Annotated in this window: 9 protein-coding genes; 2 read left to right on the forward strand and 7 right to left on the reverse strand. The window is 67.6% G+C overall.

The genetic code is table 11. From position 1 onward, the window contains the following. The first annotated feature begins 10 nt into the window (after window positions 1–10). Window positions 11–2,386 carry an efflux RND transporter permease subunit gene (locus ACYJSS_RS23330; RefSeq protein WP_111259390.1) on the forward strand — a complete coding sequence of 792 codons (2,376 nt, stop codon included), beginning with the start codon at window positions 11–13 and terminating at the stop codon, window positions 2,384–2,386. Window positions 2,387–2,846: 460 nt separating this feature from the next. Here the strand turns inward: ACYJSS_RS23330 and ACYJSS_RS23335 are convergent, their stop codons facing one another. From ACYJSS_RS23335 to ACYJSS_RS23365, 7 genes are all read right to left on the reverse strand, one after another. Beyond that, window positions 2,847–4,487, reverse strand: coding sequence for a BatD family protein (locus ACYJSS_RS23335; protein ID WP_111259389.1), 1,641 nt, complete (start codon window positions 4,485–4,487; stop codon window positions 2,847–2,849). Further along, window positions 4,484–6,229: a VWA domain-containing protein gene (locus tag ACYJSS_RS23340; protein WP_111259388.1), complete on the reverse strand. Its 1,746-nt coding sequence runs from the start codon at window positions 6,227–6,229 to the stop codon at window positions 4,484–4,486. The genes ACYJSS_RS23335 and ACYJSS_RS23340 overlap by 4 nt, the downstream gene beginning before the upstream one ends. Then, on the reverse strand, window positions 6,226–7,245 hold the full coding sequence (locus ACYJSS_RS23345; protein ID WP_111259387.1) for a vWA domain-containing protein: 1,020 nt from the start codon (window positions 7,243–7,245) through the stop codon (window positions 6,226–6,228). The genes ACYJSS_RS23340 and ACYJSS_RS23345 overlap by 4 nt, the downstream gene beginning before the upstream one ends. Continuing rightward, window positions 7,238–7,732, reverse strand: a complete 495-nt coding sequence (locus ACYJSS_RS23350; RefSeq protein ID WP_111259386.1) for a DUF4381 domain-containing protein — start codon at window positions 7,730–7,732, stop codon at window positions 7,238–7,240. Before ACYJSS_RS23350 ends, ACYJSS_RS23345 begins: the two co-directional genes overlap by 8 nt. Next, entirely contained in the window at window positions 7,729–8,664 is a 936-nt protein-coding gene (locus ACYJSS_RS23355; RefSeq protein ID WP_111259385.1) for a DUF58 domain-containing protein, read from the reverse strand. The genes ACYJSS_RS23350 and ACYJSS_RS23355 overlap by 4 nt, the downstream gene beginning before the upstream one ends. Window positions 8,665–8,667: 3 nt before the next feature. Next, entirely contained in the window at window positions 8,668–9,627 is a 960-nt protein-coding gene (locus tag ACYJSS_RS23360; RefSeq protein WP_111259384.1) for an AAA family ATPase, read from the reverse strand. A 151-nt stretch (window positions 9,628–9,778) separates the two neighbouring features. Then, window positions 9,779–10,528: a carbonic anhydrase gene (locus tag ACYJSS_RS23365; RefSeq protein ID WP_236205363.1), complete on the reverse strand. Its 750-nt coding sequence runs from the start codon at window positions 10,526–10,528 to the stop codon at window positions 9,779–9,781. Between the two features lie 335 nt (window positions 10,529–10,863). Between ACYJSS_RS23365 and ACYJSS_RS23370 the strand changes: the two genes are divergently transcribed. Beyond that, the gene (locus ACYJSS_RS23370) at window positions 10,864–15,729 is read left to right on the forward strand and encodes an NAD-glutamate dehydrogenase (protein ID WP_111259382.1); all 4,866 of its coding nucleotides are present in this window, start codon (window positions 10,864–10,866) and stop codon (window positions 15,727–15,729) included. Window positions 15,730–16,080: the final 351 nt, after the last annotated feature.

The following is a 16,080-nucleotide window of genomic DNA, read 5'->3' on the forward strand; positions in this document are numbered from 1 at the left end:
GGGAGTTTCGATGAGTAACCATCACCAGGACAAGGCGACCTTCCTGGAACGCCTGATCTTCAACAACCGGCCGGCCGTGATCGTCATCTGCCTGCTGGTCAGCATCTTCCTCTTCTGGCAGGCCACCCAGGTGCGTCCGTCCACCAGCTTCGAGAAGATGATCCCGCTGCACCACCCCTTCATCCAGAAGATGATGGAGCACCGCAACGACCTGGCGAACCTGGGCAACACCGTGCGCATCTCGGTGGAAGCCAAGGACGGGGACATCTTCAGCAAGGAGTACATGGACACGCTGCGTCAGATCCACGACGAGGTGTTCTACATTCCCGGCGTCGACCGTTCCGGCCTGAAGTCCCTGTGGAGCCCCAGCGTGCGCTGGACCGAGGTCACCGAGGAAGGCTTCGCCGGTGGCGAGGTGATCCCGCAGACCTACGACGGTTCCGACGACAGCCTCGACGAGCTGCGCAACAACGTGCTCAAGTCCGGCCAGATCGGCCGCCTGGTGGCCAACAACTTCAAGTCCAGCATCGTCGACGTGCCGCTGCTCGAGTCCTACCCGGACCCGAACGACCAGGGCAAGCTGCTGAAGCTCGACTACCGCCAGTTCTCCCACGAGCTGGAAGCGAAGATCCGCGACAAGTACCAGGCCCAGAACCCCAACGTTCAGGTCCACATCGTCGGCTTCGCCAAGAAGGTCGGTGACCTGATCGATGGCCTGATCATGGTCGTGGCCTTCTTCGGTATCGCCTTCCTCACCACCCTGGTGCTGCTGTACTGGTTCACCTGGTGTATCCGCAGCACCATCGCCGTGCTCTCCACCACCCTGGTGGCGGTGATCTGGCAGTTGGGCCTGATGCACTCGGTGGGGTTCGGTCTCGATCCCTACTCGATGCTGGTGCCGTTCCTGATCTTCGCCATCGGCATCTCCCACGGGGTGCAGAAGATCAACGGTATCGCCCTGCAGTCCAGTGATGCGGACAACGCCCTGACGGCGGCCCGGCGTACCTTCCGGCAGCTGTTCCTGCCGGGCATGATCGCCATCCTGGCCGACGCCGTGGGCTTCATCACCCTGCTGATCATCGACATCGGCGTGATCCGCGAACTGGCCATCGGCGCCTCCATCGGTGTGGCGGTGATCGTGTTCACCAACCTGATCCTGCTGCCGGTCGCCATCTCCTATGTCGGCATCAGCAAGAAGGCCATCGAGCGCAGCAAGAAGGACGCGACCCGTGAACACCCGTTCTGGCGCCTGCTGTCCAACTTCGCCCATCCGGTCGTGGCCCCGATCTCCGTGGTCATCGCCCTGGTCGCCTTCGGTGGCGGCCTCTGGTACGGCCAGAACCTGAAGATCGGCGACCTCGACCAGGGTGCGCCGGAACTGCGTCCGGACTCGCGCTACAACAAGGACAACAACTTCATCATCAGCAACTACTCCACCAGCTCCGACGTGCTCGTGGTGATGGTCAAGACGGCTCCGGAAGGCTGCTCCACGCACGAAGCGCTGGCGCCGATCGACGAGCTGATGTGGACGATGGAGAACACCCAGGGCGTGCAATCCGCCATTTCGATGGTCACCGTGTCCAAGCAGGTGATCAAGGGGATGAACGAAGGCAACCTGAAGTGGGAAACCCTGTCGCGCAACCAGGACGTGCTGAACAACTCCATCAGCCGTGCCGATGGCCTGTACAACACCGACTGCTCCCTGGCACCGGTGCTGGTGTTCCTCAACGACCACAAGGCCGAGACCCTGCAGCGCGCGGTCAAGGCGGTGGAGGGCTTCGCCAAGGAACACAACAAGGAAGGGCTGGAGTTCATGCTCGCCGCCGGTAACGCCGGCATCGAAGCGGCCACCAACGAGGTGATCGCCCAGTCCGAGCTGACCATCCTGATCCTGGTCTACATCTGCGTGGCGGTGATGTGCCTGATCACCTTCCGCTCCATCGCAGCGACCATCTGCATCGTGCTGCCGCTGATCCTCACCTCGGTGCTGGGCAACGCGCTGATGGCCTTCCTCGGCATCGGCGTGAAGGTGGCGACCTTGCCGGTGGTGGCGCTGGGCGTGGGTATCGGTGTCGACTACGGCATCTACATCTACAGCCGCCTGGAAAGCTTCCTGCGTGCCGGCCTGCCGCTGCAGGAGGCCTACTACCAGACGCTGAAGTCCACCGGCAAGGCCGTGCTCTTCACCGGCCTGTGCCTGGCCATCGGCGTGGCGACCTGGATGTTCTCGGCGATCAAGTTCCAGGCCGACATGGGCCTGATGCTGACCTTCATGTTCATCGTCAACATGTTCGGTGCGCTCTGGCTGCTGCCTGCCCTGGCACGCTTCCTGATCCGCCCCGAGAAGCTGGCGGGCAAGACCGGCGGTTCGCTGCTGGCCCACTAAGCGTCAAGGCAATGAAGAAACCGCGGCCCAGGCCGCGGTTTTTTCATGGGCGTTCAACTACCTGAAAACCACGCGCACAACCCTGTAGGGGCGACTTCAGTTGCCCAGCGACCCCAGGGGGTTGCCGCTCTGTAGGGTGGGCTGGGTGCTTCTGCACGAGGCTTCGGCGGGTTCACCCGCCCTGCAGCGAGCACCCTACATCCGTAGCCCGGGCTTCAGTCCGGGAACTCCGGCCACACCTTCCCCGCGCTGAAGCACGGGCTACGAGGCGGTCACAGGTTTTAGGTAGGTCGGGTGCAACCCGACAGGCCCGGCACGATGCTCCGGCAGGTTTCACCCGGCCTACGGCGAGTACATCCCCACCCTGTAGCCCGGACTTCAGTCCGGGGCGCCGGAGACGCCTTTCCCGCGCTGAAGCACGGGCTACGAAGTGGCACCCCGAGTTGGGGTCGAGGGCGGATCAGCGCGGATAGAGCGGCGGCAGCCCGCTGTCGCCAGCGGCCTGCTGCTGAACCTGCGGCGTGGGCAGTGCGCGGATGGCCTTCCACAGCTCCTCGCCCTGCCAGTGCTGGCCGCTCTCGCTGTAGAGGGCGCCGTTGAGGCCATCCATGGCGTCGGAAAGCGGCACGAAGCGTGCGGCCATGTCCGCCAGGGTTTCCGGTTGCTGCCGCGCCCAGGCGTCCAGGGCCTGGCGCGTGGCGTGGGGGTCGTTGGCCAGGCAGGCGCGCTTGAGGTCGTCGAGCAGGGTGCGCGGGCTGGGGCCGGTCTGTGCGGTGGGCAGGATCGCCGGTTGCCGGCGTGCGTGCCACCACAGGCCGAAGCCCAGCAGCGTGGTCAAGGCCAGCAGCAGCGTGGCGAGCTTCCAGGGCCACAGCGGCGGGCCCTCGACCACGCGCTGGGCGTCATTGGCGTTTTCCACCGGTGCTTCCGGCTCCAGCGCGGGGTTGTTGGCCACTTCAAGGGTGCGCCCCGGCAACTGGCTGCGTTCCAGGTGATCCTCGCGGGTGTTCCACCACACCACTTCGACCGGCGGCAATTCGATGCGCCCGCTGGTGGTGGGCACCAATGCCTCGCGTTCCTCGCGGCTGCCGAGCACGCCGCGCTCGCTGGCCTGGTTGGAGAGCTGCGGCTGGTCGGGATAGCGGCGCAGGCCCGGTGCATGGGTGGCGGGCAGGGCGGGCAGCTGGGCGCTGGCCAGGCCCTCGACCTTGACCATCAGGCTGCGGGTCAGCGAATCGCCGACCTGGGCCTTGTCCGGCTCCGGGTTCCAGGCCTCGGCCAGGGTCAGGTTGCGTGCCGGCAGCCAGGGTGCATCGGCAGGGTAATCGGCCGGCTTGGCCTTCACCGTCAGCGGGATTTCCGGCGAGCTGACCCGCGTCAGCCGACCCGGGCGTGGGCCGAAGGGTTGGTAGTCGTTCTGCCCGGAGCGCTCCACCAGGGTGGCGCTGAACACCTGGGCGGGGATGCTCAGCTGGCCGCTCTTCTGCGGGAAGATCGCGTAGCGCAATTCGATCACGCCGTGGCGGATGCCGTTGATCTCCTTCTCGTAGGTGCGCGCCTCGCCCAGTTGCTCGATGCGTGCATCGGCCATCTGCAATGGGGTCAGGCTGCTGTCGTCGTACAGCGAGACGGAGTGGTAGATGCGCAGGGTAAGGATGGTCTGCGCCTGCACGTACACGCTTTCCTCGTCCAGGCTGGCGTCGATGAACACCGGGGCCAGCTTGCTGTTGCCGGCGGCGTTGTCGCTCTTCTGGATATGCAGGGTGATCGGCCGGGTCTCGGCCTCGCCCAGGCGCAGCGGCGGGATCACCACGAAGCCGCTCTGTTTCGGCTGCAGGGTGACGATCCAGCGCGTGGCGCGGTCGTCCTGGCCGTTGAGCGTGCTGATGCGGTTGATCTGGCGCGTGCCGAGCACCTCGAACAGCGACTCCAGCGGCTTGAGGTCGGGCTTGCCGAACAGTGTCGGGTCGGAAGACTCCAGGATCAGCTCCACCGTCTCGCCCTCGCTGAGGCGCGCGCGGTCGACGCTGGCGGTGAAGCCCGCCGCGCTGGCGGTGCAGGCCAGCAGGCTGAGGAGGAGGGCGCAGAGGAGGCGCATCATTCTTGGTTTTCCTGGCGGCGTTGCTGTTCGTACCAAAACTTGCGGCGCAGCAGTTCGGCGGGGTCGTCGGGAATCTGCCGCAGCCATTGCTCCAGGGACTGGCGACGCTCATCGCCCAGCGGCTCGGCCTTGCCGGGTGCGTCCGTGGGTTGCTGCTGGTCCTCGGGCTTCTGGCCGGGCTCGGCCGGCTGGTCCTGCGCACCGGCCTGCTGGCCCGGCGGCTTGCCCTCTTCGGGCGGTGTGGCGGAAGCACCTTCGGCACCCTGCTGCTCGTCCTTGTCCTCGCTCTGCTCCGGGTCGCCACCCTGGGCGGCGGAGGGTGGCTCCTGGGGCTGCTGCTGGCCCTGCTGGCCGTCCTGCGGCTGTTGCGATTGCTGCTGCTTCTGCTGCTGCAGCACCTGTTCCACCAGCGCCTTGTTCTTCAGTGCCGGTTGCAGGTCCGGCTCACGCTCGAGGGCTGATTCGTAGGCGTCCAGGGCGGCCTCCAACTGGCCGGCCCTGGCCAGCGCGTTGCCACGGTTGTAGTGGTCGGCGGCGCTGTCGCCACCGGCGAAACGCTCGGCGGCTTCGGCGTGCTTGCCGGCCTCGTAGAGCGCATAGCCCTGCCAGCGCGGGTCCTCGAAACGACGGGCCGCCTCGGCAGGCTGCTGGGCTTCCAGCAGGCGCTGGCCCTGCTGGTCGGGCCGCAACCACAGATCCTCCGGTTCGAAGGCCAGGGCAGGGCGGGGCAGCACGAAGAACAGTGGCAGGCAGAAGATCCAGCCCCGGCGTCCGGCGCAGGCGGTGATCAGCAGCAGCGGCAGCAACAGCCAGTGGCCCTGGTCGGCCCAGGCTTCCAGCCGCGTGGTTTCACCACTTTCGCGCAGGGTCTGGGCACCGCCGAGCAGGTCCAGGTTGCGCAGGTCGCGTTCGTCGACGCGGGCGGTGGCGTATTTGCCACCCAGGCTGCCGGCGAAGCGCTTGAGGCTGGGTGCGTCCAGGCGCGGCAGGAGGATGGCGCCCTGGGCGTCCTTGATGAAGCCGCCGTTCTCCTGGGCGATGGGCGCGCCCTGGGACGTGCCGATACCGAGGATGCTCAGGCGTTCGCTCTTCGAGCCCAGCGCCTTGCGGATGCCGTCGCGTTCCTCCTCGCTCAGGCTGCTGGTGATCAGCAGCAGGCGGCCCTGGCCCTGGGCACCCTGCTTGAGCAAGGCGAGGGCCTTCTCCACGGCGAGGTCGGCGCGCTGGCCGGGCTCCGGCATGATCGATGGCTTGAGCGACTCCAGCAGGTTGCCGGTGGTCATCAGGTCGTCCGAGAGCGGCACCAGGCTATGAGCGCTGCCGGCATACAGGACGATGGCGGTCTGCGCATCGTGGCGGGCTTCCAGCAGGTCGCGCAGCTTGCGCTTGGCCTGCTCCAGGCGTGTGGGCGGCACGTCGGAGGCGAGCATCGAGGGGGTCAGTTCGAGGATCACCACCAGCGGGTCCGCGCGTTTCTGCGTGCTTTGCTCCACCCGCTGCCAACTGGGGCCGATCAGCGCCAGCAGGCCCAGGCCCCAGGCCAGGCCGAGGGCGATCCATGGCAGGCGGTTGCTGCGTTCGCGGCCACCGCCCAGCAGCCAGGGCTGGAAGGCGATGGGCAGCAGTTGCTGCCAGCGTCCGCTGCGGCGCTCGCGGTGCCAGAGCTGCCAGATCAGCCAGGCCAGCAGCGGCAGCATGAGCAGCCAGAGCGGGCGCGACCAGTGCGGCCAGAGTTCGCTCATGGGCGCCTCCTCAGCCACTGCGGCCGTTGCTGCAGGGCGTGGGGCCACAGCTCGCGGCTGATCAGCAGCAGGCTCAGCAGGAGGGCGGCGCCCAGCGGCCAGCAATACAGCGCCAAGGCGGGGCGGGCCTGGCTGGGCAGCTGCGAGACGGGCTCCAGCTGGTCCAGCTCGCGCTCGATCTCCTCCAGCTCCTTGCTGGAGCGGGCGCGGAAGTAGCGGCCACCGGTCTGCTCGGCGATGCGGCGCAGGGTCGCCTCGTCCAGGTCCAGGCCGGGGTTGAGGCCGAACATGCCGAGCACGCCGCCCTGTTCCGGGTCGGCACCGATGCCGATGGTGTAGATCTTCACCTGCTCCTCGGCGGCCAGGCGGGCGGCGGTGAGCGGCTCGATCTCGCCGCCGGTGTTGGCGCCATCGGTGACCAGCACCAGCACGCGGCTGTTGGCCGGGCGCTGGCGCAGGCGCTTCACCGCCAGGCCGATGGCGTCGCCGATGGCGGTGTTCTTGCCGGCGATGCCGATCAGCGCCTCGTCGAGCCAGACGTGCACGGTCTGCCGGTCGAAGGTCAGCGGCGCCTGCAGGTACGCCTGGCTGCCGAAGAGGATCAGGCCGATACGGTCGCCGATGCGGCCGTCGATGAACTCACCCATCAGGTGCTGCACCAGGGTCAGGCGGCTGACTTCCTTGCCGTCGAGCTCCATGTCGGCGTAGTCCATGGAGCCGGACACATCCACCGCCACCAGCAGGTCGCGGCCGCTGGCCGGCAGGGGTTGCGGCTCGCCCACCCATTCCGGGCGCGCGGTGGCGCACAGCAGCAGCAGCCAGAGCAGGATGAACGGCGCCTGCTGGCGCCAGGCCGGCAGGTTGGCGCGGGCGCGGCGGCCGGCGAGGGCCTCCAGCTCGCCGAGGAAGCTCACCTTGAGCGCCGCCTCGCCGCTGTCGGCCGGCGGCAGCAGCACGCGCAGCAGCCAGGGCAGCGGCGCGAGCAGGAAGATCCAGGGCCAGGCGAGCTCAAACATGTTTGCGGATCCAGGTGTCGACCGCCTGGGACAGGCCCTCGATGGCCTTGTCGTCGAGCTTGCACTCGGGGCGGTAGGCGCCTTCCACCAGCACCATCCAGCGGGTCAGGCCGGCGGCGGGGCAGCGGTTGTCCAGGTAGGCCAGCCAGGCACGGCCGCTGAGGGTCAGGCTGTGGTCGTTGGGATAATGCAGGCGGCACAGGCGCTTGAGCAGGCCGTTGAGCTGCTGCAACCAGGGGCCTGCGGGCGCGCCGTCGTAGGGCTTGCGCAGCTGGGCGAGTTCCCGGAGGGCGGCCTCGCGCATGGGCTCCAGGGGCTGTTCCGCCCGCTCGCCGCGTTGCCGGCGAGGCAGGCGGTGGCGCAGGCGCCAGAGGCCCCATAGCAGCACCGGCAGCAGCGCCGCCAGCACCCACCAGCCCGGCGCGGGCGGCCACCAGGGCACGGCGGCGGGGGCGATCAGCGGTTCCAGCTGGTCCAGCGGGTTCATCGCTTGCCACCGCGGTGCTGCAGATGGTCGCGCAACTGGTCGACCATCCCGGCCTGGGTGCTCAGGGGCAGCAACAGCACGCCCAGGCGCTGGGCCAGGCGCTGCCAGCGAGCCTTGCGGGCCTCGCCCTGATCGCGATAGGCCTGGCGCAGCTCGGGGTTGTGGGTGTCCAGCTCCAGCCTGGCACCCAGCTCGGTGAAGCGCAGCAGCCCGGCGGCGGGCAGCGCGTGGTCGAGCGGGTCGGAGAGCGGCAGGAGGATCAGGTCGGTGTGGCGGGCGAGCAGGGCGAGCTGCTGCTCCGAGGTGTCGGACAGGGTGCGCTCGTCACAGAGGATCACCACCAGGCTGCCGGGGCGCAGCACTTCGCGGGCGCGGCGCAGGGCCAGGCTGAAGCCTTCACGGGGGGCGCCCTGCTGGCCGCCGAGCGCCTGGTTGGTGCGCACCAGGCGGTTGAGCAGTTGCAGCAGACTCTGCTTGCTGCGCCGGGGCTTGATCTCGTGGTGCTCGCTGTCGCTGAAGACCAGGCCGCCGATGCGGTCGTTGTGCCCGAGGGCGGCCCAGCCGATGAGGCTGGCGGCGTGGGCGGCGAGCACCGACTTGAACATCTGCCCGGAGCCGAAGAACAGCCGCTGGCTCTGCTCGACCATGATGAATACCGGGCGTTCGCGCTCTTCGTGGAACAGCTTGGTATGTGGCTCCTGGGTACGCGCGGTGACGCGCCAGTCGATGGTGCGCACGTCGTCACCGGGCTGGTAGACGCGCACCTGGTCGAAGTCGACGCCGCGCCCGCGCAGCTTGGAATGGTGCAGACCGATGAGCGGGCTGCGCCGCGAGGGCGTGGAGAACAGCTGCACCTCGCGGACGCGGTGGCGCATGTCGATCAGCTCGGCGAGGCTGACCTTGATGCCGGTCGGGGCGGCTGGGCTGTCCATGGGTCAGGCGACGGCGACCACATCGAGGATGCGCTGGATCACCCGGTCCTGGTCGATGCCGGCGGCCTCCGCCTCGAAGGAGAGGATCAGGCGGTGGCGCAGGGCGTCGAAGAGCACCGCCTGGATGTCCTCGGGGCTGACGAAGTCGCGGCCGGCCATCCACGCATGCGCGCGGGCGCAGCGGTCCAGGGCGATGGAGCCGCGCGGGCTGGAGCCGTAGGCCAGCCATTCGGCCAGCTCGCTGTCGAACTTGGCCGGGGTGCGCGTGGCCATCACCAACTGCACCAGGTACTCCTCCACGGCATCGGCCATGTACAGGCCGAGGATTTCCTTGCGTGCGGCGAAGATCGCCTGCTGGCTGACCTGGTGCTCGGGGCGGGTCTCGCCGTTGAGGGCGACGCCACGGGCCTGCTGGAGGATCTTGCGTTCCACCGAGGCCTCGGGGAAGCCGATCTTCACATGCATGAGGAAGCGGTCGAGCTGGGCCTCGGGCAGCGGGTAGGTGCCTTCCTGCTCGATGGGGTTCTGGGTCGCCATTACCAGGAACAGCGGCGGCAGGTCGTAGGTGGAACGGCCGATGGACACCTGGCGCTCGGCCATGGCTTCGAGCAGCGCGGATTGCACCTTGGCCGGCGCGCGGTTGATCTCGTCGGCGAGCACCAGGTTGTGGAAGATCGGCCCCTGCTGGAACACGAAGCTGCCGGTCTCCGGGCGATAGATCTCGGTGCCGGTGATGTCGGCGGGCAGCAGGTCGGGGGTGAACTGGATGCGATGGAACTCGGCTTCCACGCCTTCGGCCAGGTCCTTGATCGCCTTGGTCTTGGCCAGGCCGGGCGCCCCTTCCACCAGCAGGTGGCCATCGGCGAGCAGGGCGATCAGCAAGCGGTCGATGAGCTTTTCCTGACCGAGGATCTGGGTGGACAGGTACTGGCGCAGGGCGATCAGTGCTTCGCGGTGTTCCATCGTCGGGCTCGCTCGGGTTGGACGGGGGCAGCCAGGCCCCCGGAGAAGGCGAGGTACTTTAATCCAAGCAGAGGCCTGCGGCCTAGGCGAGCGCGTGGACGCGCAGCGAAATCGTGACGGGCCGAGCGCTACTCGCCCGGCCCGCGAAGGCTCAGGCGATCAGCTCGACCTTGCCGCTGGCCAGCCGGTAGATGCCGCCCACCACCTTCAGGCGACCTTCGGCAACGGCATCGCGCAGCAGGCTGGAGCGCCCGGTGAGCTGCTTGAGGTTATCCCGCACGTTCTGGGCGATGGCGCTGTCCAGAACGTCGCCCTTGTGTTTGAGCACCGCCTGCGCCGACGGCGCGATGGCCGCTGCCAGGCCCTGGATATGGCCGGGGTAGCTGGCGCCGTCGCGGGCCATCTTGAGGCCGGCCTCCACCGCGCCGCAGCCCTCGTGGCCGAGCACCATCAGCAGCGGGATGCCGAGCACGGCCACGCCGTATTCCAGGCTGGCCAGGCCGTCGTCGGTCACCAGGTTGCCGGCCACGCGCACGGCGAAGAGGTCGCCCCGGGCCGTGTCGAAAGCGTATTCCGGGGCAATGCGCGAGTCGGCGCAGCCCAGCACGGCGGCATAGGGGTTCTGCGCGGAGACCAGGGCCTCGCGCTCGGTGAGGAAGTCGTGGCGGCGGGTCAGCCCATCCACATAGCGTTGGTTGCCCTGCATCAGGCGTTCCAGGGCAGCGTCCGGGGCCAACTGGTTCTGTGGCTTGGGCGTGGGGGCCGCAGCCGGGGTGGCGGCCAGGGCGGTTTGGCCCAGCAGGGGCGCGGCGGCCACTGCGGCGGCGGTCATGCCGGCCAGGCGCAGGAAGCGCCGGCGCTCCGGGCGGTCAGGGGTATGCGGTTCGTGGCAGGTGCACATGGTGGGTGCTCCGGTGGGAAAGGGGAGTGGCGAGTCTAGGGGCCGCACCGGGTCTGCCGCTGTGGGCGCGCTGTAGGCGCTACCGAAGTGCTCGTGTCGTCATTTTTCCGTGATCCATGTCGGCTTGCTGAAGGCGGCTGTCCGAGATTGACCGAATATGTCGCAGGGCTAAAAGCGTCGCACCGGGTGCCGCCCTTAATCTGTTCACGAGGATGACTGGTCGGTCCCAGGCGGCTCCGACTCGTCACACTGCCTTGAATCTCCTCCTGATCCATCACCGCGCGATAAGCGTTCTACGCTTAACCCCCAACAACAGAGCCAAGCGGAGCACAACCATGGCGTTCTTCACCGCGGCCAGCAAAGCCGACTTCCAGCACCAACTGCAAGCGGCCCTGGCGCAGCACGTCAGCGAACAGGCCTTGCCACAAGTAGCCCTGTTCGCCGAACAATTCTTCGGCATCATCGCCCTCGACGAACTCACCCAGCGGCGCCTGTCCGACCTGGTGGGCTGCACCCTGTCGTCGTGGCGAATGCTGGAACGCTTCGACCCGGCCAAGCCGCAGGTGCGCGCCTTCAACCCCGACTACGAAAAGCACGGCTGGCAATCCACCCACACGGCGGTGGAAGTGCTGCACCCCGACATCCCCTTCCTGGTGGACTCGGTGCGCATGGAGCTGAACCGCCGCGGCTACAACATCCACACGCTGCAGAACAGCGTGCTCAGCGTGCGCCGCAACAAGAAGGGCGAACTGCAGGAAGTGCTGCCCAAGGGCACCCAGGGCAAGGACGTGCAGCAGGAATCGCTGATGTTCCTGGAGATCGATCGCATCGCCGCGCCCGCCGCCCTCAAGGCCCTGGAGAAGGCCATCGAGGAGATGCTCGGCGAGGTGCGCATCGCCGTCGCCGACTTCCAGCCCATGACCGCCAAGGCCCGCGACCTGCTGGCCTGGCTGGACAAGGCCAAGCTGAAGGTGGACAAGGCCGAGCTGGCCGAGATCAAGGTCTTCATGAACTGGTTGCTGGACAACCACTTCACCTTCCTCGGCTACGAGGAGTTCACGGTGGTGGACGAGGGTGAGGCGGGCGGTCACCTGGTCTATGACGAAGCTTCCCTGCTCGGTGTCTCGCGCCTGCGCCGCACCGGCCTCAGCGCCGCCGACCTGCATGTCGAGAAGGAGGCCGTCGACTACCTGCGCGGCCCGGTGCTGCTGTCCTTCGCCAAGGCCGCCGAGCCGAGCCGCGTGCACCGCCCGGCCTACCCGGACTTCGTCTCCATCCGCGAGCTGGACGCCAAGGGGCGCGTGGTCAAGGAATGCCGCTTCATGGGCCTGTACACCTCCGCGGTGTATGCCGAGAGCGTGACCGAGATCCCCTTCATCCGCGGCAAGGTCGCCGAGATCCAGCGCCGCTCCGGCTTCGATCCGCGTGCCCACCTCGGCAAGGAGCTGGGCCAGGTGCTGGAGGTGCTGCCCCGCGACGACCTGTTCCAGACCCCGGTGGACGACCTGTTCTCCACCGCCATGGCCATCGTGCAGATGCAGGAACGCAACAAGATCCGCCTGTTCCTGCGCCGTGATCCCTACGGGCGCTTCGCCTATGCGCTGGCCTACGTGCCGCGCGATGTCTATTCCACCGAGACGCGCCTGAAGATCCAGCAGATCCTCATGGAGCGCCTGCAGGCCAGCGATTGCGAGTTCTGGACCTTCTTCTCCGAATCCGTGCTGGCGCGCGTGCAGTTCATCCTGCGCCTGGACCCGAAGAACAAGGCCGTGGTCGACCCGGTGCGCCTGGAGAAGGAAGTGATCCAGGCCTGCCGTTCCTGGAAGGACGACTACGCCAGCCTGGTCAACGAAAGCTTCGGCGAGGCCCAGGGCACCCGTGTGCTGGCCGACTTCCCGAAAGGCTTCCCCGCCGGCTACCGCGAGCGCTTCGCCCCGCATTCGGCCGTGGTCGACATGCAGCACCTGAACAGCCTCTCCGACGAGCGCCAGCTGGTGATGAGCTTCTACCAGCCGCTGACCCAGGGCGAGCAACTGCTGCATTGCAAGCTGTACCACGCCGATAAGCCGCTGCCGCTGTCCGACGTCCTGCCGATCCTGGAGAACCTCGGCCTGCGCGTGCTCGGCGAGTTCCCCTATCGCCTGCACCGCCAGGATGGCCGCGAGTTCTGGATCCACGACTTCGCCTTCACCAGTGCCTCGGGCCAGGAAGTCGACATCCAGCAGCTCAACGACACCCTGCAGGACGCCTTCATCCACATCGTCGGCGGTGACGCCGAGAACGACGCCTTCAACCGCCTGGTACTGACTGCCTCAATGCCCTGGCGCGACGTGGCGCTGCTGCGCGCCTATGCCCGCTACCTGAAGCAGATCCGCCTGGGCTTCGACCTGTCCTACATCGCCAGCACGCTGCTGAACCATGTGGACATCGCCAAGGAGCTGGTGCGCCTGTTCAAGACCCGCTTCTACCTGGCCCGCAAGCTCACCGCCGAGGACCTGGAAGACAAGCAGCAGAAGCTCGAACAGGCCATCCTCGGCGAGCTGGACAACGTCGCCGTACTCAACGAGGACCGCATCCTGCGGCGCTACCTCGACCTGATCAAGGCGACCCTGCGCACCAACTTCTACCAGCCCGATGCCAACGGCCAGAACAAGGGCTACTTCAGCTTCAAGCTCAGCCCGCGGCTGATCCCCGACATCCCGCGTCCGGTGCCCAAGTTCGAGATCTTCGTCTACTGCCCGCGCGTGGAAGGCGTGCACCTGCGCTTCGGCGACGTCGCCCGGGGCGGCCTGCGCTGGTCCGACCGCGAGGAAGACTTCCGCACCGAAGTGCTGGGCCTGGTCAAGGCGCAGCAGGTGAAGAACGCGGTGATCGTGCCCATGGGCGCCAAGGGTGGCTTCATCCCCCGTCGCCTGCCCGTTGGCGGCAGCCGTGACGACATCCAGGCCGAGGCCATCGCCTGCTACCGCATCTTCATCAGCGGCCTGCTGGACATCACCGACAACCTCAAGGAAGGCCAGGTGGTGCCGCCGGCCAACGTGGTGCGCCACGACGCCGACGACCCCTACCTGGTGGTGGCGGCCGACAAGGGCACCGCGACCTTCTCCGACATCGCCAACGGCATCGCCCTGGAGTACGGCTTCTGGCTGGGCGACGCCTTCGCTTCCGGCGGCTCCGCCGGCTACGACCACAAGGGCATGGGCATCACCGCCAAGGGCGGCTGGGTCTCGGTGCAGCGCCACTTCCGCGAGCGCGGCATCGACGTGCAGAAGGACAACGTCACCGTGATCGGCATCGGCGACATGGCCGGCGACGTGTTCGGCAACGGCCTGCTGCTGTCGGAAACGCTGCAGCTGGTGGCGGCCTTCAACCACATGCACATCTTCATCGACCCGAACCCGGACGCGGCCAGCAGCTTCGTCGAGCGCAAGCGCCTGTTCGACCTGCCGCGCTCCTCCTGGGCCGACTACGATGCCAAGCTGATCTCCGCCGGCGGCGGCATCTTCCTGCGCAGCGCCAAGAGCATCGCCATCAGCCCGGAAATGAAGGAACGCTTCGACATCCGTGCCGACAAGCTGACCCCCACCGAACTGCTCAACGCCCTGCTCAAGGCACCGGTCGACCTGCTGTGGAACGGCGGCATCGGCACCTACGTCAAGTCCAGCAAGGAAAGCCACGCCGACGTCGGCGACAAGGCCAACGACGCCCTGCGCGTGGACGGCCGCGAACTGCGCGCCAAGGTGGTGGGCGAGGGCGGCAACCTGGGCATGACCCAGCTGGGCCGTGTCGAATACGGCCTCAACGGCGGCGCCAGCAACACCGACTTCATCGACAACGCCGGTGGCGTGGACTGCTCCGACCACGAGGTGAACATCAAGATCCTCCTGGGCGAGATCGTCGCGGCCGGCGACATGACCGGCAAGCAGCGCAACAAGCTGCTGGCCGAGATGACCGATGCGGTGGGCAGCCTGGTGCTGGGCAACAACTACAAGCAGACCCAGGCGCTGTCCCTGGCGCAACGCCGTGCCCGCGAGCGCATCGGCGAGTACAAGCGCCTGATCGCCGCGCTGGAAGGTGCCGGCAAGCTGGACCGCGCGCTGGAGTTCCTGCCCGGTGACGAGGAGCTCAACGAGCGCGCCGCCAACGGCCAGGGGCTGACCCGGCCGGAGCTGTCGGTGCTGATCTCCTACAGCAAGATCGACCTCAAGGAATCGCTGCTCAAGTCCCTGGTGCCGGACGACGACTACCTTGCCCGCGAGATGGAGACCGCCTTCCCGCCGCTGCTGGCGAGCAAGTTCGGCGAGGCCATGCGCCGCCATCGTCTGAAGCGCGAGATCATCAGCACCCAGATCGCCAACGACCTGGTCAACCACATGGGCATCACCTTCGTGCAACGCCTGAAGGAGTCCACCGGCATGAGCGCGGCCAACGTCGCCGGTGCCTACGTGGTGGTGCGCGATGTGTTCCGCCTGCCGCACTGGTGGAAGCAGATCGAGTCGCTGGACTACAAGGTGCCCGCCGAGCTGCAGCTGACCCTGATGGACGAGCTGATGCGCCTCGGCCGCCGTGCCACCCGCTGGTTCCTGCGCAGCCGCCGCGAAGACCAGAACGCTGCCCGTGACGTCGGCCACTTCGGCCCGCGCGTGGCCGAACTGGCCGGTCGCCTGGACGAGCTGCTGGAAGGCCCGGCCCGCGAGCAGTGGCTGGCCCGCTACCAGGCCTACGTCGAGGCCGGCGCACCGGAGGAACTGGCCCGCGTGGTGGCCGGCACCAGCCACCTGTACACGCTGCTGCCGATCATCGAGGCCTCGGACGTCACCGGCAAGGACACGGCCGAAGTGGCCGCCGCCTACTTCGCCGTCGGTGGCGCGCTGGACCTGTCCTGGTACCTGCAGCAGATCACCGGCCTGCCGGTGGAGAGCAACTGGCAGGCGCTGGCGCGCGAAGCCTTCCGTGACGACCTCGACTGGCAACAGCGGGCGATCACCGTATCGCTGCTGCAGATGGTCGATGCCCCGGTCGACATGGACGAGCGCGTGGCCCTGTGGCTGGAACAGCACCGCCCGCTGGTGGAGCGCTGGAAGGTGATGCTCACCGAACTGCGCGCCGCAACCGGCACCGACTACGCCATGTACGCCGTGGCCAACCGCGAGCTGATGGACCTGGCCCAGAGCGGCCAGCATGGGGTCAAGACCTCCTGAGCCATCGTTCGCTGAAAGGTTGAATGTGCTCTGGCCCCGCTTCGGCGGGGCTTTTTTTGCCTGGTGCTTCCGTGGTCGGACCGGATGACGCTGGCGTCCCCTCAGTACTCCGGGCATTGAAGTGATTGGGTTCCTACAGCAGCTCCCCTCATTTCTTCGGACACTTCCCGAGCCCTTTGGGGGCTTTTCCCTATTCCCAGCCCATCGGGGTTTTCAGCCTACTGTCTCGCCCCGGATGCAGGGCTTGGCGGTCTCATCGAGATACGGTCACGAAGCGGCGATGCATACGGGCCATCCCATCGATGAGGCCTCGACATGCTTGCCGAACTCCGCCATTTCTTCGATCACAGT

The sequence above is a fragment of the Pseudomonas sp. No.21 genome, assembly GCF_054558415.1.

Bases quoted from the DNA above. Each gene is read 5' to 3' on its own strand.
- ACYJSS_RS23330 (WP_111259390.1), top strand. From the start codon at position 11: ATGAGTAACCATCACCAGGACAAGGCGACCTTCCTGGAACGCCTGATC.
- ACYJSS_RS23335 (WP_111259389.1), bottom strand. From the start codon at position 4,487: ATGATGCGCCTCCTCTGCGCCCTCCTCCTCAGCCTGCTGGCCTGCACC.
- ACYJSS_RS23340 (WP_111259388.1), bottom strand. From the start codon at position 6,229: ATGAGCGAACTCTGGCCGCACTGGTCGCGCCCGCTCTGGCTGCTCATG.
- ACYJSS_RS23345 (WP_111259387.1), bottom strand. From the start codon at position 7,245: ATGTTTGAGCTCGCCTGGCCCTGGATCTTCCTGCTCGCGCCGCTGCCC.
- ACYJSS_RS23350 (WP_111259386.1), bottom strand. From the start codon at position 7,732: ATGAACCCGCTGGACCAGCTGGAACCGCTGATCGCCCCCGCCGCCGTG.
- ACYJSS_RS23355 (WP_111259385.1), bottom strand. From the start codon at position 8,664: ATGGACAGCCCAGCCGCCCCGACCGGCATCAAGGTCAGCCTCGCCGAG.
- ACYJSS_RS23360 (WP_111259384.1), bottom strand. From the start codon at position 9,627: ATGGAACACCGCGAAGCACTGATCGCCCTGCGCCAGTACCTGTCCACC.
- ACYJSS_RS23365 (WP_236205363.1), bottom strand. From the start codon at position 10,528: ATGTGCACCTGCCACGAACCGCATACCCCTGACCGCCCGGAGCGCCGG.
- ACYJSS_RS23370 (WP_111259382.1), top strand. From the start codon at position 10,864: ATGGCGTTCTTCACCGCGGCCAGCAAAGCCGACTTCCAGCACCAACTG.